The organism is Streptomyces sp. KL109B, from assembly GCF_030766935.1.
In the GTDB taxonomy this organism is placed as follows: Bacteria; Actinomycetota; Actinomycetes; order Streptomycetales; family Streptomycetaceae; genus Streptomyces.
This window is the reverse complement of the sequence record NZ_JASERL010000009.1, coordinates 90,988-110,931: the sequence shown is the minus strand read 5'-3', so window position 1 is coordinate 110,931 and position 19,944 is coordinate 90,988. Positions and strand designations below refer to the sequence as shown.

At 72.5% G+C, this 19,944-nt stretch carries 18 protein-coding genes and 1 pseudogene; 1 reads left to right on the top strand and 18 read right to left on the bottom strand.

Features of this window, described 5'->3' with window-relative positions; all coding sequences use genetic code 11:
* Positions 1 to 85: 85 nt before the first annotated feature.
* The 16 genes and pseudogenes from hypE to RBJ65_RS27985 all read right to left on the bottom strand — a co-directional run bounded on the left by hypE (position 86) and on the right by RBJ65_RS27985 (position 15,194).
* Positions 86 to 1,120, bottom strand: a complete 1,035-nt coding sequence (gene hypE, locus RBJ65_RS28055; protein ID WP_306322074.1) for a hydrogenase expression/formation protein HypE — start codon at positions 1,118 to 1,120, stop codon at positions 86 to 88.
* A complete protein-coding gene (gene hypD, locus RBJ65_RS28050) occupies positions 1,117 to 2,232 on the bottom strand; it encodes a hydrogenase formation protein HypD (RefSeq protein WP_306322075.1) in 1,116 nt (371 codons plus the stop codon). The genes hypE and hypD overlap by 4 nt, the downstream gene beginning before the upstream one ends.
* Positions 2,229 to 2,882 carry a CBS domain-containing protein gene (locus tag RBJ65_RS28045; protein ID WP_306322076.1) on the bottom strand — a complete coding sequence of 218 codons (654 nt, stop codon included), beginning with the start codon at positions 2,880 to 2,882 and terminating at the stop codon, positions 2,229 to 2,231. The genes hypD and RBJ65_RS28045 overlap by 4 nt, the downstream gene beginning before the upstream one ends.
* 9 nt (positions 2,883 to 2,891) lie before the next feature.
* Positions 2,892 to 4,235, bottom strand: a complete 1,344-nt coding sequence (locus tag RBJ65_RS28040; RefSeq protein WP_306322077.1) for a Ni/Fe hydrogenase subunit alpha — start codon at positions 4,233 to 4,235, stop codon at positions 2,892 to 2,894.
* A complete protein-coding gene (locus RBJ65_RS28035) occupies positions 4,232 to 5,050 on the bottom strand; it encodes an oxidoreductase (RefSeq protein ID WP_306322078.1) in 819 nt (272 codons plus the stop codon). Before RBJ65_RS28035 ends, RBJ65_RS28040 begins: the two co-directional genes overlap by 4 nt.
* A gap of 5 nt (positions 5,051 to 5,055) precedes the next feature.
* A complete protein-coding gene (locus tag RBJ65_RS28030; protein WP_306322079.1) occupies positions 5,056 to 5,865 on the bottom strand; it encodes an FAD/NAD(P)-binding protein in 810 nt (269 codons plus the stop codon).
* The gene (locus RBJ65_RS28025) at positions 5,862 to 6,326 is read right to left on the bottom strand and encodes a cyclic nucleotide-binding domain-containing protein (protein WP_306322080.1); all 465 of its coding nucleotides are present in this window, start codon (positions 6,324 to 6,326) and stop codon (positions 5,862 to 5,864) included. The genes RBJ65_RS28030 and RBJ65_RS28025 overlap by 4 nt, the downstream gene beginning before the upstream one ends.
* Positions 6,323 to 7,477, bottom strand: a complete 1,155-nt coding sequence (locus tag RBJ65_RS28020) for a 4Fe-4S dicluster domain-containing protein (protein ID WP_306322081.1) — start codon at positions 7,475 to 7,477, stop codon at positions 6,323 to 6,325. Before RBJ65_RS28020 ends, RBJ65_RS28025 begins: the two co-directional genes overlap by 4 nt.
* Before the next feature lie 125 nt (positions 7,478 to 7,602).
* Positions 7,603 to 7,830 (bottom strand): hypothetical protein, encoded by a 228-nt coding sequence (locus RBJ65_RS28015; RefSeq protein WP_306322082.1) that lies wholly within the window; start codon positions 7,828 to 7,830, stop codon positions 7,603 to 7,605.
* A 317-nt stretch (positions 7,831 to 8,147) separates the two neighbouring features.
* The gene (locus RBJ65_RS28010) at positions 8,148 to 8,885 is read right to left on the bottom strand and encodes a CBS domain-containing protein (protein ID WP_306322083.1); all 738 of its coding nucleotides are present in this window, start codon (positions 8,883 to 8,885) and stop codon (positions 8,148 to 8,150) included.
* Between the two features lie 45 nt (positions 8,886 to 8,930).
* Positions 8,931 to 11,615, bottom strand: coding sequence for a bifunctional GNAT family N-acetyltransferase/acetate--CoA ligase family protein (locus RBJ65_RS28005; RefSeq protein ID WP_306322084.1), 2,685 nt, complete (start codon positions 11,613 to 11,615; stop codon positions 8,931 to 8,933).
* Positions 11,616 to 11,660: 45 nt separating this feature from the next.
* A complete protein-coding gene (locus RBJ65_RS28000) occupies positions 11,661 to 12,017 on the bottom strand; it encodes a HypC/HybG/HupF family hydrogenase formation chaperone (protein ID WP_306322085.1) in 357 nt (118 codons plus the stop codon).
* 128 nt (positions 12,018 to 12,145) lie between these two features.
* A pseudogene (locus tag RBJ65_RS42175) lies at positions 12,146 to 12,295 on the bottom strand (hypothetical protein); the annotation flags it as partial.
* A 4-nt stretch (positions 12,296 to 12,299) separates the two neighbouring features.
* Positions 12,300 to 12,800, bottom strand: a complete 501-nt coding sequence (locus RBJ65_RS27995) for a hydrogenase maturation protease (protein ID WP_306322086.1) — start codon at positions 12,798 to 12,800, stop codon at positions 12,300 to 12,302.
* Positions 12,801 to 13,054: 254 nt separating this feature from the next.
* Positions 13,055 to 14,047, bottom strand: a complete 993-nt coding sequence (locus RBJ65_RS27990) for a nitroreductase family protein (protein WP_306322087.1) — start codon at positions 14,045 to 14,047, stop codon at positions 13,055 to 13,057.
* A 145-nt stretch (positions 14,048 to 14,192) separates the two neighbouring features.
* The gene (locus tag RBJ65_RS27985; protein ID WP_306322088.1) at positions 14,193 to 15,194 is read right to left on the bottom strand and encodes a nitroreductase family protein; all 1,002 of its coding nucleotides are present in this window, start codon (positions 15,192 to 15,194) and stop codon (positions 14,193 to 14,195) included.
* A gap of 190 nt (positions 15,195 to 15,384) precedes the next feature.
* On the opposite strand from RBJ65_RS27985, the gene RBJ65_RS27980 reads away from it, so the two are divergent.
* Entirely contained in the window at positions 15,385 to 16,248 is an 864-nt protein-coding gene (locus RBJ65_RS27980) for a universal stress protein (protein ID WP_306322089.1), read from the top strand.
* 76 nt (positions 16,249 to 16,324) lie between these two features.
* Here the strand turns inward: RBJ65_RS27980 and RBJ65_RS27975 are convergent, their stop codons facing one another.
* Both RBJ65_RS27975 and ppdK read right to left on the bottom strand, forming a co-directional pair.
* Positions 16,325 to 17,218, bottom strand: coding sequence for a universal stress protein (locus RBJ65_RS27975; protein WP_306322090.1), 894 nt, complete (start codon positions 17,216 to 17,218; stop codon positions 16,325 to 16,327).
* 36 nt (positions 17,219 to 17,254) lie between these two features.
* Entirely contained in the window at positions 17,255 to 19,942 is a 2,688-nt protein-coding gene (gene ppdK / locus RBJ65_RS27970; protein WP_306322091.1) for a pyruvate, phosphate dikinase, read from the bottom strand.
* Between the last annotated feature and the right edge of the window lie 2 nt (positions 19,943 to 19,944).

The window sequence follows — 19,944 nt, the reverse complement described above, 5'->3', positions numbered from 1 at the left end:
CGGGGTGCCGGAAGCCGGGCGTGAGACGGCCATGTGGGCCGACACGCCGTCACCGCCTGAACCCGAACCCGGCCGACCCGGACCCTCAGCAAATGCGCGGCAGTTGCTCCCCCAGCGGCATGTCCACGATGCGCCGCGAGCCGACCAGCGTACGCAAGGTCACTCCTCCCGGCGAGGCATCGACCACCGCCCCGATCCAGGCGGCCTGGCGGCCCTCCGGCAGTCGGCGCAGAGCCTCCAGCGCCGCCTCCGCGGACCGCTGCGCCACGAACGCGACGAAACAGCCCTCGTTGGCGACGACCAGCGGGTCGAGCCCCAACAGGTCGCAAGCGGCCGCCACTTCGGGCGGCACGGGCAGCGCCCCCTCCTCGATCTCGACGCCCACCATCGCGTCCCGGGCGATCTCGTTCAGCACGGCGGCGACCCCGCCGCGGGTCGGATCGCGCAGTGCGTGAACATCGGGGCCGAAGGGGGCGAGCGCGGCAACCAGGCGGTGCAGCGGCCGGGTGTCGGAGGCGATGGTGGTCTCGAAGCCGAAGCCCTCGCGGGTGGAGAGCACGGCCGTGCCGTGCAGTCCTATGGGGCCCGAGACAAGGATCTGGTCTCCCGTCCTCGCGCGGGCGGCGGACGGTTCGAGGCCGGGGATGCGGCGGCCGACGCCGGTGGTGGTGAGGAACAGGCGGTCCGCAGCGCCACGCCCGACGACCTTGGTGTCACCCGTGATCACCGGGACATCGGCGGCACGCGCCGCCTTGCCCGCGGACTGGAGGGCGGCCCGCAGTTCGGCGAGCGGAAGGCCCTCCTCGGCGATGGCCGCGAGGGCGAGGGCGACCGGACGGGCCCCGCGCATGGCGAGGTCGTTGACGGTGCCGTGGACGGCGAGCGAGCCGATGTCGCCGCCCGGGAACACCAGCGGATCCACCACGAAACCGTCGGTGGACAGCACCAGTTGACTGTCGCCCGGCAACAGGGCCGCATCCTCCAGGACCCCGTCCGGCGGGGCGCCGAGCGCGGGCAGGACCACGTCGTCGAGGAGTTCGGCGGTCAGCCGCCCGCCCGCACCGTGGCCCAGCAGCAGGGTCTCCTCGTCGTGGTGCGGCGTGGGGCAGGCCGGGGTCATGGTGTGCTCCTCGTGGTCGACTCGGTCCGGACGCGGCCCGCGGTGTGAAAGGCGGCGCAGGTGCCCTCCGTGGACACCATCGGGGCGCCGAGCGGGGTGCGGGGTGTGCAGCGAGTGCCGTACGCGGGGCAGTCGGTGGGCAGCGCGGCGCCGGTCAGGACGGCGCCCGCGATGCAGGCGGGATCCTCGACGGGATGCAGGCCCGCGACGTCGAAGCGGCGGGCCGCGTCGAACCGTGCGTAGGCGGGGGCGAGTTCGAGGCCGCTGCCCGGCAGCGTGCCGATGCCGCGCCACGCGCGGTCGGTGACGCGGAAGACTCGGGCCATCGCCTCCTGGGCCGCGGTGTTTCCGTCGCGACGTACGGCGCGCACGTACTGGTTCTCGACGGCGTACCGCCCGCCCTCAAGCTGCCGCACGGCCATCAGGACGCCTTCAAGAAGGTCCAGGGGCTCGAATCCGGTGACGACCACGGGGACGCGGTAGCGGGCGGCGATCGGTTCGTACGCGCGCCAGCCCATGACCGCGCACACGTGCCCGGCGGCCAGGAAGGCCTGCACCTCGCAGTCGGGGTCGTCGAGCAGGGCGGTCATGGCGGGCGGTACGAGGACGTGGCTGACCAGGAGCGAAAAATTCGGCAGGCCGAGCCGCTCCGCGTCGAGGGCCGCCATGGCGTTCGCGGGAGCGGTGGTCTCGAATCCGACGGCCAGGAACACCACCTCCCTGTCCGGGTGTTGGACGGCCAGGCGCACCGCCTCCATGGGGCTGTAGACGACGCGGACGTCCGCGCCCCGGGCCCGCAGCGACAGCAGGTCCGTCGTGGAACCGGGCACGCGCAGCATGTCGCCGAAGCTGGTGAACACGACACCGGGGCGAGCGGCGATCTCCATGGCCCGGTCCAGTGTCTCCAGCGGGGTGACGCAGACCGGGCAGCCGGGGCCGTGGATCATTCGGATGCCGGCCGGCAGCAGTTCGTCGATGCCCTGGCGGACCAGGGTGTGGGTCTGGCCGCCGCACACCTCCATGATCCGCCAGGGCCGGGTCGCCGTGGCCGTGAGATCGGCGAGCAGCCGCCGGGCCAGTACGGGGTCGCGGTATTCGTCGAGGTACTTCATCGCGGCTTCGGGGCGGTCTCGGTGAAGTCCATGCGGATGTCCACCACGCCTTCCACGGCCCGTGCGAGCCGGGCGGCGACGGGCACCAGGTTCCGGTTGGCCAGAGCGCCGCCGAAGGTGACGACGCCCTCGGCGACGGTGACGGTCACCGGCTGGCCGGGGAAGAGGTACGAGGTGACCGTGCGCCGTACCTCCTCCTCGATGTCCGTGTCACTGCGCAGGAACACCTTCAGCAGGTCGGACCGGCTGACGACGCCTTCGAGCATGCCCTCGGTGTTGACGACGGGCAGTCGCTTGACCTTGCGGTGGGCCATGATGCGGGCGGCCTCGGCGAGCGTGGCGTCGGCCCGCACGCACACGGCGGGGCTGGACATGAGCTCGCCCGCGCTGACGGCTCCCGCCTTGGCCAGGTCGGACAGCCGGCGCAGTTGGTCGTACCGGGTCGGGTCGGCGTCCCGGAACTCCTCCTTGGGCAGCAGGTCCGCCTCGGAGACGACACCGACGACGCGGCTCTCGCCCTCCAGGACGGGCACGGCACTGACCTTCCACTGCTCCATCAGCTCGACGACCTCTTTGAAGGGGGCGTCGCGCCCGACGGCGACCACGGTGTGGGTCATCACGTCACTGACGATGTGCGGGCTGTCGTTCACGGGAGCCTCCTACGGAGCGGGAACGCGGTCGACGGTCAGGTCGAGGAAGTGGGTGGAGCAGGAAATGCACGGGTCGTGATTGCGGATGACCCGCTCGCACAGCCGCGTCAACTCCGCGTCGTCACAACGACTTTGCACGAGCGCGTCCTCGGCGATGCGGCGCAGGTCCTCCTCGATCGCGCCCTGGTTCTGGGACGTGGGCGGGACGAGGCGGGCATCGGTGACGGTCCCGTCGGCGTCGAGCACGTAGCGGTGGTAGAGCAGTCCGCGGGGCGCTTCGGTGGCTCCGTGACCGACACCCGCGCGCGGCGGCACCTCCACGGAGGGGCGCGCGGGCGGCTCGTAGGTGTCAATGATGCGCAGGGCCTCCTCGACGGCGTACACGACCTCCACGGACCGGACGAGGATGCTGCGGAACGGGTTGCGGCACACGTCTGCGTCGCGCGGGTCGCCGAGTCCGGCCTCGCGGGCCGCCTCCAGCGCGGTGGGTGACAGCAGCCGGCCGTTGATCGCGTACCGCGCGAGGGAGCCGGTGAGGTGGCGACGTCCGCGCAGTGTGGCGTGCAGGGCTGTGGAGTGCGGGACCTGTGTCTCGACGACCTCACTGGTGAAATCGGCGAGGGCGAACCTGCGGGTGCGGTTCGAGTCCGAGGGCAAAACGGTGGGTGTGCCGGTGTCGATGGCGTACCGGTCCGGCTCGGACAGGGCCAGGAAGTCGTGCGGGCTCTCGGCTTCGGGAAAGTCGAATCCCGACACCCACCGCACCGTCGCCCACGCGTCGTCGCGGGCCCGGCGGAGCCGCTCGGCGAGTGGGCGCAGCTCGGCCTTCGTCGGGGCGCGGTGGAAGCCTCCGACGCGGACGTTGACGGGGTGGATCGCCCGGCCGCCGAGCAGGTCCAGCAGGGCGTTGCCCGCCTGCTTCAGGCGCAGTCCGCGCTCGACGTCGGCGCGGTGGGTGCGGGCCAGGTCGACGGCGCCGTCCCGGCCCAGGAAGTCGGGGGCGTGCAACAGATAGATGTGCAACGTCTGGCTCTCGATCCACTCCCCGCAGTACAGCAGGCGCCGCAACTCCTGTATCCGGTGCGGAACTTGGACGCCGCACGCGTTCTCGATCGCCGCGCAGGCGCTCATTTGGTAGGCGACCGGGCAGATCCCGCACACCCGGGCGGTGATGTCGGGCGGTTCGGTGTGGGCGCGGCCGCGCAGGAACGCCTCGAAGAAGCGCGGTGGCTCGTAGATCCGCAGCCGGGCGGCGGTCACGGACTCGCCGTCCACGGTGAGGTGGAGGGCGCCTTCGCCCTCCACGCGGGCCAGGGAGCCGACGTGCAGCACACGGGTTCCACGGTGGGTCACGGTCGGGGCTCCCTCTGGTACGGGGCGAACGCGGTGGCGTTGAAGGTGCGCAGGAGGCGTTCGGTGTCCCGGTCGTCGAGTCCGCCCGCCCGTCGCCCGCCACCGCCCTCGCCCGAATCGCCGCGCGATGCCCCTCCCCTTTGCAGCACCGGGATGAGCGCGGGCAGGTTCACCGATCCCGACGGGCCGAAGCAGCCGTAGCAGCCGCGTCCGTAGGCGGGGCAGATCGCTCCGCAGCCGGCGTGGGTGACGGGGCCCAGGCAGGGTGTGCCGTGGGCGACGGTGACGCACACCGTGCCGCGCCGCTTGCACTCGAAGCACACACTGTGGTCGGGGACGTCGGGCCTCCGGCCTGCCAGGAACGCCGTGATGACCTCGATGAGTTGGCGCCTGTCGATGGGGCAGCCGCGCAGTTCGAAGTCGACGTCGACATGGGCGGAGACCGGGGTGGAGGTGGCGAGGGTGTCGATGTAGTCGGGGCGGGCGTAGACGGTGCGGCGGAACTCCTCGACGTCGGCGAAGTCGCGCAGCGCCTGGATGCCGCCGGCCGTGGCGCAGGCACCGATGGTGACGAGGTGGCGGGAGGCCGCGCGGATGTCACGGATGCGGGTGGCGTCCGCGGCGGTGGTGATCGATCCCTCGACGAGGGTCAGGTCGTACGGTCCCGGCAGCACCTTGCTGGACGCCTCCAGGAAGTGTGCGATGCGGACTTTGTCCGCGAGCGCGAGGAGTTCGTCCTCGCAGTCAAGGAGGGTGAGCTGGCAGCCGTCGCAGGAGGCCAGTTTGAAGACGGCGAGCGTCGGGGTCCCGGTCATCGTCTTCACAACTCCCTTACGGACATGAGGGGTTCGGCCCGGTCGTAGCCGAGTACGGGGCCGTCGCGGCACAGCAGGACCGGGCCGAGCTGGCAGTGCCCGCAGTGGCCGGTCGCGCAGCGCATATTGCGCTCCAAGGAGACCCGGATCCGGTCCGGTGTCACCCCTCGGTGGACCAGGTCGCGGGCGGTGGCCCTGATCATCGGCTCGGGTCCGCACACGAACGCGGTGGACTGTGCCGGGTCGAAGCGGGCGCCGTCCAGGAGCCGGGTGACCAGACCGATCTCGCCGCGCCAGGCGGTGTCGGGGTGGTCGACGGTGACACCGGTGTACGCCGTGGCCCAAGTGCCGGTCTCCGTACGGCAGATGAGGTCGGACGGGGTGCGGGCTCCGATGAGGAGGTTGGTCCGGCCGAACGCCTCTGGTGTGCGGGTGGCATGCTGGATCAGCGGCAGCAGGGGCGCGAGTCCGATCCCGCCCGCGACGACCAAGAGGTCGTGGCCGAGCGCCTTCTCCTCGCCCCAGCTCGTCCCGAAGGGGCCGCGCAGCCCGACCACGTCACCGACCTGCTTGCCGCACAGCGCCGTTGACACGGCTCCGACCGCGCGGATGGTGTGGGCGAGACCGTCCCCTGCGGTCGCGATCGCACTGACGGAGACGGGGATCTCGCCCACCCCGAACGCGTACACCATGGCGAACTGCCCCGGGGCGAAGCGCGAGAGGGGTGTGTCCGTCGGGGCCAGGCGCAGTGTGACCGTGTCCTGTGTCTCGTCCCACCGCTCGACCACTTGGTACGGGACGGGGACCGCGCTCATCGTGGCAGCCCGCTGCCGTGCGGGGCGTACAGGTCGAGGAGCCGGGTGCGCGCCGCCAGCAGGCGGTGCGCGAGGACCTCGCCGACCCAGTGCTCGATCTCCCGGCCGAAGCCGGCGTCGTTCTCGCACAGCGCCCGGACCTTCGTGGCGTCGAACTCGAAGGCGCGGACCAGGCTCATCGTCTCGGCGCCCAGCTGCCACACGTACGGCTCGAAGAGCCAGGACCAGCCGACGAGTTCGCCGAACCCGAGAGTCTCGATGACTGCCGGACGGCGTCCGGGCACGTGCATGTCGAGGGCGACGGTGCCGGTGCGGATGATCCAGAAGTGGTCGGCGTGTGCGCCCTCGTCCAGGATCCTGGTGCCCTCGGCGAAGTTGGCCTGCCGTGCCATGCCCATGAGTTGGGCCCGGTGGACAGGGGAGAGCGCCTGAGCCATCCGGGGTGTCGTTGTCGCGATCATCGTGCGGCCTCCTCTGCCAGAGCCGCGGCTTCCTCCGTGATGTCGATTCCGACGGGGCACCAGGTGATGCACCGGCCGCAGCCGACACAGCCCGTGGAGTCGAACTGGTCGTACCAGGTGGAGAGTTTGTGGGTGAGCCACTGCCGGTAGCGGCTGCGCGGTGTGGCGCGGACCGGGCCGCCGTGCAGTTGGGAGAAGTCGAGGTCGAAGCAGGAGTCCCAGCGCTGCCACCGCTCCGCGTGGTCGCCGGTGAGGTCGGTGACCTCCTCCGTGGTGGTGCAGAAGCAGGTGGGGCAGACCATGGTGCAGTTGCCGCAGGTCAGGCAGCGGGCGGCGACGTCGTCCCAGCGGTCGGCGTCCGGGTTCGCGCCGAGCAGGGCGCGCAGGTCGACCGGCGGCATGGCGCGGCCCATCCGCTCGCGGGCCGCGTCGACGGCCCCGCGCGCGGCCTCGGCGGAGGCCATGTCCGCTTCGGTGCACGGCACGTGCGACAGGATCCGGGCGCCGTCCGTGCTCCCGACGCGGACGAGGAAGCGGTGCCGGTCGGCGTCGACGAGTTCGGTCAGGGCGAGGTCGAAGCCGGCGTCGGCGCCGGGGCCGGCACCCATCGACACGCAGAAGCACGTCTCGCCGGGCTCGGTGCACTCGACGGCCACGAGGAACGCCTTCCTGCGCCGCGCCGCGTAACCGTCGTCCTTGAAGCGGCCGCCGGCCAGAACGCGGTCCTGGATGGCGATGGCCCGCAGGTCGCAGGGCCGGACGCCGAGGAACGCGTAGGCGGGTCGCTCCTCCCCCGACGGCCGCACGGTCAGCCGGCCGGTGTCGGGGTCGCGGTCCGCGTCCCACTGCTTCTCCCGCTGCGGGTGCAGGAAGGACTTCCAGGACTGCGGCCCCGAGGTGTGCGCGAACGCCGCTCCGTCGCCGCGGCGCGTCAACCGGTAACGCCCGGCGTCCAGTTCGGTCCCCCACCCCCACGGCAGCGCCTGCGCCCCGTCGAGTTCGGCGAGCACCACGGCGCCGTCGCGCACGGTGGGGCCGACGACGGTGCGTCCGTCGGCCGCCAGGGCCGCGACGAGGGCGTCGAGTCCCTGCCGGTCGAGGACTGCGGTGGCGCCGATGGGGTGCGCTGCCGTGGCTCGGGTGGCCTCCATGGCCGCCTCCTTGGTCGGGTCTCCGGTCCGTCTCCACGGTCGGACGCCGGGGCCGTCGGGGGTATGGGCCGAGCGGCCCTGATCCGGTCAACGGGGCTCGCGGCGGCCGATCATGACCTCGTGTGTCAACGCCAGTGGCCGGCGCGGTGGTCGAAGTCCTCACGGCCCCCGATGTAGTGCCGCTCCTCGACGACCTTCGCGCGCTCGCCCGGCAGTCGACGCACGCCCGTGAGCGTGGTCAGGCCGATGACTCCGCCGACCATCAGCATCAGGCCGATGATCGCGGCGTGGAAGCCGAATACCAGTCCGGCCCCGAGGATCACCGCTCCGAGTAGAAGCAACATGGCGAACATGCCGTGCCTCCTCCCTTTGGGCCTCGGGGGCGCAGCCCCAGGCTCCTCGTTACCAGCCTCCTCCGCACCCGGTCGCACGTCCTGGGCCGAAAGTCCCTGTCACAGGCCGTTCCGGCCCATCTGTCGGAGGATTCCGGGACGGCCGCCGAAGGTGACGTGCCCGTGTGGATGTCGCTCGCCGGACGCACCGTGACGGCGCAGCCCCCTTCCTCAGTACCTCGCCGATGTGTTCGGCGATTCTCGGTGGCGGAGCCGTTCTTCGTCGCGTGGACGACCAGCACCGCGGGGATCGCGTCCGTCATGTTCCTCGCCCTCCTTCAGAGCTTGCGCAGCCAGTCGTCCGCGACGCCGTGCAACGCGTCGCTGTCCGGGCGCAGATGCGAGTCGTCGAGCCGGTACGTCAGCTTGTCGACCACGCCGACCACTCCGTCGATGTGGCCGGTCATGCGGGCAGCGATCTCCTTCTCACTGATCCGCTCGACCTGTCCGGAGAGCGTGACCACGCCCTCGTGCACCTGGACGGAGAGGGTCTGCGGCGACAGCCACAGGCTGCGTACGAACACCTCGTCGATCACCTCGCGGCGGATCTCGGAGTCGGTCCGCAGGAACGTCTGGAGCAGGTCGCGCCGGGTGACGATGCCGACGAGGCGTTCCTCCTCGTCGACCACGGGCAGCCGCTCCACCTTGTGGTGGGCCATGGTGCGAGCGGCCTCCGCGATGGTGTCCTCGGCGTGGACCGTGATCGCCGGCTGGGACATCAACCGGCCCGCCGTACGCGCGGTCGCCCTGCGGGTCTCGGAACGGGCCGCACGGCTGAGGACCGGCCGCCGCAGTCGGCGCCCACGGCCGACGTACGGGCGTTCGTCGTCCCGCGCCTGCCGGGTCAGCAGATCGGTCTCGGAGATCACCCCGATGACGTGTGCGTCCTCGTCGACGACCGGGAGGCCGCTGATGCGATGTCCGTGCAGCAGGCGTGCCAACTCCTTGAACGAGGTGCCGTATTCGACCCGGATGACGTCGCTCACCATGACCGAGCCGACCTTGCTGTGCTTCATCGTCTTGCCTCCTTCTGACTGACCGCGTGCGGGCGGCGGGCCCGCTCAGCGCAGCCGGCGCAGATACGGGTCCTGAGCGCGGGCCGGTGTCAGGCGCACCCGCGCGTCGAGGACGGTCACACCGTCGGTGCGGGCGAGGACCGGGTTGAAGTCGGCCTCGACGAGCTGCGGAAGGTCTCCGGCCATCGTGGACAGGCGCAGCAGGAGCTGCTCCAGACCCTCCAGGTCGACCGGTCCCCCGCCGCCGTGTCCGAAGAGCAGCGAAGCGCAGCGCGGGGCCGTGATCAGGTCGTGGACATCGTGGTCGGTCAGCGGTGCCAGACGGGCCGCGTGGTCGGCCAGGACCTCGGTCGCGGTGCCGCCGAGGCCGAACAGGACCAGCGGGCCGAACACGGCGTCCTGCACGACTCCGGCGAACAGTTCGGTGCCGCGCTCGGCGAGCGGCTGCACCACCGCTCCGGTCATGAGCCCCGCGAACCTGGTCTCCAGGTCCCTCCAGGCCGCACGGACCTGTGTGTCACCGCGCAGGTCGAGGTGGACGGCGTGCTCCTGCGTCTTGTGCAGCAGACCCGGCCAGTAGGCCTTGAGGACGACGAGGCCGCCGGGGCCCTTGACACGCTCGGCCGCGAGCACCGCGTCGTCCTCCGTCTCGGCCCAGGCCCAGGGCAGTTGCCGGATGCCGTAGCAGTCGAGGAGCTCGGCGCAGGTGCGCGGGTCGAGCAGGCCGCCGTCCTCGTGCGCGGCGAGGTACTGCTCCACGACGCCCTCGGCACGGGCCCGGTCGGTGTCGGCGATCACGGGGACCGTGCCACGCGGCCGGGCGAGCCACCGGGCACGGGTCACCGCGTGCTCGATGGCGCGGGCCGCGGACCGCGGGTCCGCGTAGGCGGGGACATGTCCGTCACCGGCGGGCAGCAGGCGTACGGGAACGTCCTGGTCGAGGAGGACCGCGACGGTCGTCCGGGTGCCACGCGGTGCGGGTGTCCCCGGGGCGCGGGACAGGGAGCGGACGAGGTCGTCCCCGGTGGCCGCGGCGACCGCCGTCGGCACCAGGGCCACCAGGACGGCGTCGACGGCGCCGGTGTCGGCGAGCCGGTCGAGGCAGGCGCGCAGTTCGTCCTCGGACACGGTGGCCGTGGCATCGACGGGGTTGGCGGCCGTGGCGCCGGACGGCAGGACGGCCAGCAGGTCGTCGACGAGTTCGGCGGGCAGCTCCGGCAGGACGAGTCCGGCCTCGGCGCAGGCGTCGGCGGCGAGCACTCCGGCTCCGCCCGCGTTGGTGACGACGGCGACCCGGTTTCCGCCCGGAACCGGCTGGGTGTGCAACAGGGCCGCGGTGTCCAGGAGTTCACGGACGGTGCCGGTCGCCGTGATGCCGGCCTGGGTGAACAGGGCCCGGCGGGTCATGGTGCGGGTGGCAGCGGCGGCCGTGTGCGAGGCAGCCGCCCGCCGTCCGGCCTCGGTGCGCCCCGCGTCCACGGTCAGCAACGGCATCCGCCGGGTGATCCGGCGCGCGGTGCGGGAGAACGCCCGCGGGTTGCCGAAGGACTCCAGGTGCAGCAGCGCCAGGTCGGTGCGGCCGTCGCTCTCCCACCACTGCAGCAGGTCGTTGCCGCTGACGTCGTACTTGTCGCCGAGGGAGACGAAGCTGGAGACGCCGATGCCGAGCCGCTCCAGGCCGCTGAGCAGCGCTATGCCGACGCCTCCGGACTGCACGGCGACGCCGGCCGTGCCGGGGCGCGGGTGTCCGGCGGCGAAGGTGGCGTCGAGGGCCAAGCCCTCCTCGGTGTTGGCGAGTCCCAGACAGTTGGGGCCGACGCAGCGCATTCCGTAGGCGCGGCAGGTCGCCAGCAACGTGGCGGCCTGCGCGGCGTCGAGCCCCGCGGTGACGACCAGCACGGAGCGCACGCCCGCCTTGCCGCACTCCTCGACGACGGGGCCGACCTCGACCGCGGGCACGGCCACGACGGCGAGGTCCGGGGGCGTGGGCAGGGCGGACACGGACGGACTGGCGTGCACTCCGAGAAGGGTGGCGGCCTGGGGGTGCACGACGTGGATGCGTCCCGTGTATCCGCCGGAGCAGAGGTTGCGCAGGATCGCCCTGCCGACGGATCCGGGCTTGCGGCCGGCGCCGATCACCGCCACCGAACCGGGTCGCAGCAGGGGCCCGAGGCTCGCCACGTCCGCCGCGCGCCCGCGCTCGTCCACCGTCGCCAAGTAGTCCTCGTCCTGGTCGAGTTGGACGGTGCAGTGCACCTCGGGGCCGTCGAAGCGGCGTACGGTGCGCAGGCCCAGGTCCGCGAAGACCTTCAGCACCGCGTGGTTCTCCGCGAGGGCGTCCGCGGTGAACGCGGTGATGCCGTCGTCGCGGGCGGCGGAGACGAGGTGTTCCAGCAGCAGTGTGCCCACGCCCCGGTGGTGCCAGGCGTCGGAGACCGCCAGCGCGATCTCCGCGAGGTCCGAGTCGGCGGTCCGCTGGTACTCGGCGACGCCGACGAGCTGTTCGTGCACTTCGGCGAGCAGCCCCTGACAGCCGGGAGGCGGCAGGGACACACACATGCGGTCCGCGGCCTTCCGGGCCGAGTTGCGGCTCATGCCGAAGAAGCGCAGCCGCAGGTTGAGGTCCGACATCTCCTCGTACAGCCCCTGTACCGCGTCGTGGTCCGAACCCCGGGCGGGGCGGATCCGGACGGTCGTCCCGTCGGTGAGCAGTGCATGCGTCTCGGGCACGGCCTCTCCCCTGTCCGTCGCGGGCCGGCGCGGAGTCGGCCACGGTCACCTAGAGGTTCCGGCGCCGGTGCCCCGCTCCCCAGGTGCCGGGCGGGCATCGCCGTTGGGCCGTCCGGCCCTTGCCCTCCCACCGCCCGGCCCGGGGGCGGGCAGCGCCTCGCCGAGCTCTCCCTCGACGGCGCCGTCCATGGCGCGCAGCACATCGAGGGTGCGCCGTGCCTCGGCCTCGTCGACCGTGGTGATGGCGAAGCCGACGTGCACGATGACGTACGTCCCTGTGGCGGCCTCCGGCGTGTAGGCCAGGCACACCTCGCGGCGCACTCCGCCGAAGTCGACGGTCGCCATGGGCAGTCCGCCGCTGTCGTGAACTTCCTTGATTTGCCCGGGGATTCCAAGACACATGGCGCCTGCTCACTCCTTCTGTTGCCCGAGCCGGGCGGCGGCGACGGCCGCCTGTCCGTAACTGATTCCGCGCAGCCACCGGCCAGACAGACGGTGCGCGGGGCGCCCGACTCAACGGCTCTGGTGACGAGTTCGGCGGTGGCCTCGGCGAGCGTGATGTGGAAGGCGGCGGCCAGCGCGGGCACGGCTTCGCCCTCCGCGCGGCGCGCCAACAGATCGGCGAGGGTGGGCAGGGGGTCGTACACCCACTGCCCCTGGACCCGCACGACGCGGCTCATGCGCTCACCCCCGGGCGGCGGCGTCGCGGTAGCGGACGATCTCGTCCTCGACCGACGCCGCGAGCGGCCCGACCACGTCGGCCACGGCCCGCGACATGTGCGTGCCGAGCGAGCTGTCGCCGCCCTCGACCGCGAACACGACAAGGCGGCCCGGCAACCGGCCCAACACGCGGGCGAGTTCGACGGCCTCGCCCAGGCCGAGGCCGTGCGAGCTGGTCGTGGGCGGCTGGTTCAGCCGCTCGGCGTCGAGCTCGATCCGGTGCACCCGGCCCGGCTGCCCGGGGTGGGCGTGCGCGGCATCGACGACGACCGCCAGGCCCGCCCCCTCCCACAAACCGATCAGCCGTCCCGGGTCCCCCTCGCACGTGCCGAGCACGGTGCCCGCGGGCAGCGGGCGCCGCGCGGCGCGCTCCCGCAGCCGCTCCACGACGGCCCAGCCGATACCGTCGTCGCGCCGGAACTCGTTGCCCACGCCGATCACCGCGATACGCGTCCCTGGGGCCATCACCACTCCCTCCGCCGGTTGCTTCGGGTCCACGTCAGGCGCGCGCCGACGTCGATCGGGGCCTCGGACACCCGCGGGATCCCCTGCAAGGATCCGCCGACCGCCTCCCGGTGGGCCGCGTTGACCGCGTCCGTCTTCGCGGGCCGTCCCGATGCGCCTGTGCCGCCAGCCTGCCGGTCCACCCGCGGGGCCGGTATGGGCCGCCCGGGGCGCGAGGGGAGGGCCGGTCGGCCCAGGGGTGACCGGGGCTACGCTCACTCGATGTCGAGGATCTCGTTCACAGGGCGGCGTGGGGTGGTCGGCCCCATCGGCCCGTAGCCGAGTCGGAGCACGATCTGGACGTGTCCCATCGCCGAGAGCGGGTCTCTGGCGAGGCTGCGCAGATCCGGCCATTCCAGCGCGTGCGAGGTGAGCGAGGTCGCCAGGCCGTGCAGGGTGGCGAGGAGCAGGACCCGTTCCATCGCCTGGCCCGCCCGCAGCCAGTCCAGCGCCCGGTCCCCCGTCGTACCCAACAGAGCCAGATGCGGGACGAGTTCGAACGCCGTGGCGCCGCGACCGGCGACCGCGCGGCGGCCGGCGAAGTCCCGCACCAGCGCCTCGCCCCGGCGCTTCCTCGGCCCGAAGGCGTACGCGGGGACACCCTCGGTCGACACGTCGGCCTCCGGGCCGATGCGGGTCCATCGCTCGATGTCGGCCAGGCGGCCCGGGTCCTCCCGGTCACGCCCCTCGGCGTCGAGGACGAGTTCCCGCAGCACCTCGGTGTGCCACTGCCCGGGGAAGGCCAGCCGGGCCTGCTCTTCGCGGGCGGCCTCGGCGAGGGCGGCCCGCACCCGCTCCGGGACCTCCTTGTCGTCGAACGGCCAGCGGCTGGTGTGCCGTTGGCGCACCGCGGGATACAGCGCGGCCAGGGAGCCGGCCTCGTCCGTCGCGGCGTCCGCCCCGAAGTGGACCGTGGCCATCAGCAGGGGGTCCGCCGGGTCGGGCAGCAGCCGCACGCCCGGATGCCACCCGGCGTGGGCGGCGGCGACCCTCAGATTGAACAGGGCCGCCCCGCAGCCGATGTGCACCGCACGACGATCGGGATCGCTCGTCGGCATGGCACGGGCGGGGTCCGCGCTGATGCGCAGCGTCCGGCTGTCGGACGCGAAGTGGAAGCGCCACGGCTGAGCGTTGTGCATCGAGGGGGCCGTGGCGGAGTCCCGGACGAGGGCGGTCAGGGACGTGGGGTCCAAGGCCGGCACCGGCATTGCTCCTCCTGCTCGGCGGCGCGTTCCGCCTTCTCTGGTCACAAGAAAGTTGGTAGCCGTCCCGTTGGTCCCGCCTCCGTCCGATTCCCTCCCGGCCACCCTCCGACGACCACATTTCTCGGCACCCCGGCCACGTCCTCATCCCCTACGCCCCACGCGCGGACGTGAGCAGACTCTCGCTGGACGCCGAGCGCGGGCTGGCCGCGCCCTCCGGTCCGTACCCCAGGCGCACCAGCATGTGGACATGCCCGGTGTGCTCGGGCTCGGGGCGCAGGGCCCGGCGCAGGTCGGGCCACTCCACCGCCTGATGGAGCAGGGAGGTCCGCAGGCCGTGGGCCGTCGCCACGAGCAGCACGTGCTGAAGAGCCTGCCCGGCCCGCAACCAGTCCGCGCGGCGGTCGTGCGCGGTACTCAGCACGGCGATCACCGGGTGCCGCTCGAACTCCTGGGACGGCAGCCGCGCCACGTTTCGCAGCGCCGTGAAGTCCCGCATGGGCAGCTGCTCATGGGCGTCCTGCACTCCGAGGGTCCCGCGCGGCATTCCCGCGTCGGCCCGGTCGTAGGCGTCTCGGTGCACCCAGCGACGGCTCTCGGAGGCACGGTCGGGGTCGCGGCGGTTACGCTCCTCGGCTTCCCTCGTGACATCCAGCAGGAAGGCCTTCTCGGCCGACTCCGGGAACGTCAGCGCACCCCCGCTCAGGTGCGCCGCTTCGGTCAACTCCGCGCGGACACCGGCGCTCAGCGGACGGTCCGCGAACGGGAAGCGTGAGCTGTGCCGACGTCCTATCGCGTCGTACAGGTCGCTCCGATGGTCCTGGACACGCCGCTGCGGCGCCTGGACCGTGCGCACGCAGGCCAGCAGTTCCGGATCGTCCGGCTCGGGCAGCAGACGCGTCACCGGCGTCCAGCCGTCATGGGCCACCGCGACACGGAGGTTGAACAGGGCCGCGCCCACTGAGAGGTGCAGCGCCCGGCCGGTGGGGTCCGCCTCCCGCAGGCCCCGGTCCGGTGCGGCGCGCACCTCCAGGAACATGGTGTCGACGTTGAGGCGGAACCTCCACGGCTGCGTGTTGAAGATGGAAGGTGCCGCGATGGCCGCCGTCAGCCAGCCCTCCAGAAGCGATGCACTCCATGGCGTGGTGCTCATCACCACTACCTCCCAACCCGGCTCGTACGAGGGGCTCTTCGCCCAGGTTGCGCATCCGGGCGGCGGATGGAAATGGGCCGGACGTCCCATGCGGGAATGCCGGTCGGGCCCTGCTCACCGATCCGAGTGGGTGGCAGCGTGAGAGCGACGGACCCCTGTGGCGGGACCGATCCGAAGGAGGCGGGACACAGTGGAGCGAGAGATGATCGTGGGCATCGACGGCTCGGACCCGAGTCTGCAGGCGCTGGACTGGGCGGTCGACGAGGCGGTCCTGCGGAACACCGATCTGCGCATCGTGCATGCCTCGCGCTGGGAGCGGTACGAAGCGCTCCAGCCGTCCTCCGGTCTCACCCGGGGCAGCCTGCGCCAGCATTCCGAACACCTTGTGGCGCAGGCCCTTGAGCGGGCCCGAAAGCGCGCCCCGCAGGCACGAATCTCCAGTCACATCGCGGAGAAGGATCCTTCGTCCGCACTCGTCGAGGCCTCGCGCGAGGCAGGCGTCATCGTGGTGGGCAGCCGCGGCCGCGGGACGTTCTCCGGTCTCCTGCTCGGCTCGGTGAGCCTCCCGGTGGCCGCCCACGCCGAGTGTCCCGTGGTCGTGGTACGCGGGAGCGACAAGAACGTGCACGGCGGCTTCGGCCGGATCGCCCTCGGCGTCGGCGCTCCCGAACAAGCTCCCACGGCAGCCGATTTCGCCTTCCATGAAGCGGAACTGAGGCGGGCCGAGGTGCTCGCACTGCGCGCCTGGCGCTGCCCCGCCCATGAGCTGCCCGACTACCCGACGGACGACAGCCAGGCCCATGTGGTGCGCGCCGAGAACGAGTTGGCGGTGGCGCTGCACGACCCCCGTGAGGCCCACGCCGGCGTACGGGCACACGCCGAGCCGCACGAAGGCCGGGCGCGTGACGTGCTGGTGGAGGCGTCCGCGCTCTCGGACCTGCTGGTCGTCGGCGCCCGTCGACGTCACAGTTCGGTCGGCCTGCAGCTCGGTCCGGTCGGCCATGCCGTGCTGCACCATGCGGCCTGCCCGGTCGCGGTCGTGCCGCTCGACTGACGGCAGGAGCCCCGCGGCACGGCCGGCGACAGGCACCCGACCGCGGCACACCGATGTCACCGGCTGGCACCCGTGGTCACTCGTGCGCAACCACCGCCACAGGGCACCCCACGTGGTGGATCACCGCATGCGTCACCGCACCCGTGTGGGGTCCCAGCGCGGCCGGCCGCGACCGACGGCCGACGACCAGCAGCCCCGCGCCGGCCGCCGCCCTGGGGACGTGGTGGACGGGCCTTCCCTCCACCACGACCTCACGGACCGGAACCTTCGGGAACGTGGCCCGCCAGGCACTCAGGGCGGCGGCAAGACCGGTCTCCGCGCACTCCTTGGCCGCCGCGCGCTCGTCCCGGCCCACCAGCCCTTTCCGCAACGGGACATGCCACGCGTGCACCACGCGAAGCGGTGCGTTCCACAACTCCGCCGCGTGAAAGGCGAACTCCGTGACGGCACCGCTCGGCTGCCGGAGGTCCACGGCGAGCGCCACGTCACGGAGCGGGCCGCACGTACCCGCGGCCCCACCGAACGACAGGTGCTCACTGTCACGCGTGAATGCGGCGCGTACGAGCACCAGCGGGCACGCCGCGTGGGCAGCGGCCGCCAGAGCGACCGAACCGGCGAGCACCCCACTCACGCTCCCAAGGCCCTGGCTGCCCAGCACCAGCAGCTCGGCCGATGCCGACTCGGCCAGGAGCGCCGGGACGGGCGAGTTCTTGACCTGCTCGGTGGACACGGACAACGTGGGGTAACCGCCGAGGAGTCCGGCACTCACGGAGCGCAGCACCCCGCGGGCCCGGTACTGCGGGGCCGACAGCTCGGGCAGCCGCACTTGCGTGCCCGGCTCCGGAAGCCCTTCCCAGGCGTGGACCAGACGCAGCGGCAGGCCGCGGCGGAGCGCCTCCCTGGCCGCCCAGTGCGCCGCGGCGGAGCTCTCACGCGAGCCGTCGACGCCGACGACGATCGGCTTGGCCATGTCCGTCCCCCTCTCGAACGCGTTGCGCGGACTCCTTCACCGGGTGTCGCTCCCCTCCGCCGGACCGAGTGCCGCCCGGCCCGCTTCGAGCCGTGCCGCCGGGACCCGGAACGGCGAGCACGAGACGTAGTCGAGGCCGGCCCGGTGGAAGAAGTGGATGGAGGCGGGGTCACCGCCGTGTTCGCCGCACACCCCGGTCTCCAGGCGCGGATTGGCGGCGCGTCCGGCGGCCACTGCTCCCTTCACCAGCGCGCCCACCCCCTCCTCGTCGAGGCTCTCGAAGGGCGAGACGGCGAAGATGCCGCAGTCCAGATAGAGCGGGAAGAAGGAGGCTTCGGCGTCGTCGCGCGACATGCCCCAGACCGTCTGCGTGAGGTCGTTGGTGCCGAAGGAGAAGTAGTCGGCGTGGGCTGCGATGCGGTCGGCCGTGAGCGCGGCGCGGGGCAACTCGATCATCGTGCCGATCGGGCAGGCGACGCGGGTCCTCGTCGCGCGCGACACGTCCGCGAGCACCCGCTGCGCCTCGACTCGGGCCAGCTTGAGTTCGGCGGCGTCGGCCACCAGGGGGATCATGATCTCGGCGCGCGGGTCCCCGCCGTCCCGCAGACGCCGGGCGACCGCCTCCGCGATGGCGCGGACCTGGGTGGCGAACAGGCCGGGGATCGCGAGCCCCAGACGTACGCCGCGCAGGCCGAGCATCGGGTTCTGTTCGTGCAGTTCCCTTACGGCGGCCAGGAGTTCACGCGTGCGGGGGTCCGCCCGCTCGTCCGTCGCGACCCGGACCGCCAGCTCCGTCAGGTCGGGCAGGAACTCGTGCAACGGGGGGTCGAGCAGCCGGATGGTGACCGGCAGCCCGTCCATGGCCCGGAGGATGCCGATGAAGTCCTCCTGCTGGAGGGGCAGCAGCGCTTCGAGCGCTGCGGAGCGGCGGGCCTGGTCATCGCGGGCGAGGATCATCTCCTCGATCAGGACGCGGCGTTCCCCCAGGAACATGTGCTCGGTGCGGCACAGCCCGATCCCCCTGGCCCCCAAGCGCCGGGCGAGAAGCGCGTCCGCCGGGTTGTCGGCGTTCGCCCTGACCTCCAGGCGGGCCGCCCCGTCGGCGTGGGCGAGAGCGCGCAGCACCGCGGCACCCAAGGCTCCCCCGCCCCGGCCGGTTTCGACGCTTTCCCGGATCTCGGAGTCCACCAGGGGCAGTGTCCCGAGGTGGACCGTTCCCGCCGTGCCGTCGACGGAGATGGTGTCACCTTCCTGAACCACCGCACCGGAGGGCGTGGTGAGGCGACGGGCGGCGATGTCGACAGTGAGGGTGTCCGCGCCGCAGACGCAGACCTTGCCCATGCCGCGCGCGACGACCGCGGCATGGCTGGTCTTCCCGCCGCGGCTGGTGAGCACGGCCTCCGCGACGACCATGCCGGGCAGGTCGTCCGGCGTGGTCTCGCGCCGCACGAGGACGACCCGGTCACCCGCCCTGTGGCGGCGCACCGCGCTCTGCGAGTCGAAGACGACCACGCCCACCGCCGCACCGGGCGAGGCGGGCACGCCGTGGGCGAGCGGCATGTCGGAGGGCCGCCGCGCGAAGCGCGGAAACAGCAGCCGGTTCAGCGCCGCGCCGTCGACGCGCAGCAGCGCCGCGTCCTCGGTGACGCGCCGCTCGTCCAGCAGGTCGTACGCGATGCGGAAGGCCGCCTCGGCCGTCCGCTGGCCGATCCGTGTCTGCAGGATCCACAGTCTGCCGCGTTCGACGGTGAACTCGATGTCGCACATGTCGCCGTAGTGCCGCTCCAACGCCTCCAGGTGCTGGGCGAGTTCCGCGTGCACGTCCGGCTGCTCCCGGCGCAGCGCGTCGAGCGGCAGCGCGTCGCGCACCCCGGAGACGACGTCCTCCCCCTGGGCGTTGGGGAGGTAGTCGCCGTACAGGCCGATGGAACCGGTCGCGGGGTCCCGGGTGAAGGCGACGCCGGTGCCTGAGCTCGACCCCAGGTTGCCGAAGACCATGGCCTGGACGTTGACGGCGGTCCCGAGATGGTCCGGAATGTGCTCGCGGGACCGGTACAGCCGGGCGCGCTCACTGTTCCAGGAGGTGAAGACGGCCCGCACGGCCTGCTGAAGCTGATCGACGGGGTTCTGGGGGAAGTCGGCCCGGCTCTCCTGCCGAATCAGCGACTTGAACTCATCGACAAGGACGCGAAGTTGGCCGACGTCCAGTTCGCTGTCGTTCTTGACGGCACACGCCTGCTTGTGGTCGGCGATGAGATTCTCGAACAGCGCCGCGTCGACGCCCATGACCGTGTGCCCGAACATTTGCAGCAGCCGCCGGTACGAGTCCCAGGCGAACCGCTGCTGCCCGGTGGCGCGAGCCAGCCCCTCGACGCTGACGTCGGTCAGGCCGATGTCGAGGATCGTCTCCATCATCCCGGGCATGGAGAACCTGCCACCGGAGCGCACGGACACCAGCAGCGGCTCGTCCGCGGCGCCCAGAGTGCGCCCCACCGCGCGTTCCAGGGCCGCCAGATGCTGTGCCAGCTCGACGCCCAGGTCCGCCGGTTCCGACCCGGTGGTCAGAAACGCCCGGCACGCTTCGGTGGTCACCGTGAAGCCGGGCGGAACAGGCAGCCCCAGGCGGCTCATCTCGGCGAGGCCCGCGCCCTTGCCACCGAGCAGGTCGGCCATGTCACGGCCGCCGTCGGCGAAGGCGTACACGTACTGCTCGGGCTTGCTCATGA

What these genes read in the sequence shown, in the direction of transcription:
- hypE (WP_306322074.1), bottom strand. Translation starts at nt 1,120, where the DNA reads ATGACCCCGGCCTGCCCCACGCCGCACCACGACGAGGAGACCCTGCTG.
- hypD (WP_306322075.1), bottom strand. Translation starts at nt 2,232, where the DNA reads ATGAAGTACCTCGACGAATACCGCGACCCCGTACTGGCCCGGCGGCTG.
- RBJ65_RS28035 (WP_306322078.1), bottom strand. Translation starts at nt 5,050, where the DNA reads ATGACCGGGACCCCGACGCTCGCCGTCTTCAAACTGGCCTCCTGCGAC.
- RBJ65_RS28030 (WP_306322079.1), bottom strand. Translation starts at nt 5,865, where the DNA reads ATGAGCGCGGTCCCCGTCCCGTACCAAGTGGTCGAGCGGTGGGACGAG.
- RBJ65_RS28025 (WP_306322080.1), bottom strand. Translation starts at nt 6,326, where the DNA reads ATGATCGCGACAACGACACCCCGGATGGCTCAGGCGCTCTCCCCTGTC.
- RBJ65_RS28020 (WP_306322081.1), bottom strand. Translation starts at nt 7,477, where the DNA reads ATGGAGGCCACCCGAGCCACGGCAGCGCACCCCATCGGCGCCACCGCA.
- RBJ65_RS28015 (WP_306322082.1), bottom strand. Translation starts at nt 7,830, where the DNA reads ATGTTCGCCATGTTGCTTCTACTCGGAGCGGTGATCCTCGGGGCCGGA.
- RBJ65_RS28010 (WP_306322083.1), bottom strand. Translation starts at nt 8,885, where the DNA reads ATGAAGCACAGCAAGGTCGGCTCGGTCATGGTGAGCGACGTCATCCGG.
- RBJ65_RS28000 (WP_306322085.1), bottom strand. Translation starts at nt 12,017, where the DNA reads ATGTGTCTTGGAATCCCCGGGCAAATCAAGGAAGTTCACGACAGCGGC.
- RBJ65_RS27995 (WP_306322086.1), bottom strand. Translation starts at nt 12,800, where the DNA reads ATGGCCCCAGGGACGCGTATCGCGGTGATCGGCGTGGGCAACGAGTTC.
- RBJ65_RS27990 (WP_306322087.1), bottom strand. Translation starts at nt 14,047, where the DNA reads ATGCCGGTGCCGGCCTTGGACCCCACGTCCCTGACCGCCCTCGTCCGG.
- RBJ65_RS27985 (WP_306322088.1), bottom strand. Translation starts at nt 15,194, where the DNA reads ATGAGCACCACGCCATGGAGTGCATCGCTTCTGGAGGGCTGGCTGACG.
- RBJ65_RS27975 (WP_306322090.1), bottom strand. Translation starts at nt 17,218, where the DNA reads ATGGCCAAGCCGATCGTCGTCGGCGTCGACGGCTCGCGTGAGAGCTCC.
- ppdK (WP_306322091.1), bottom strand. Translation starts at nt 19,942, where the DNA reads ATGAGCAAGCCCGAGCAGTACGTGTACGCCTTCGCCGACGGCGGCCGT.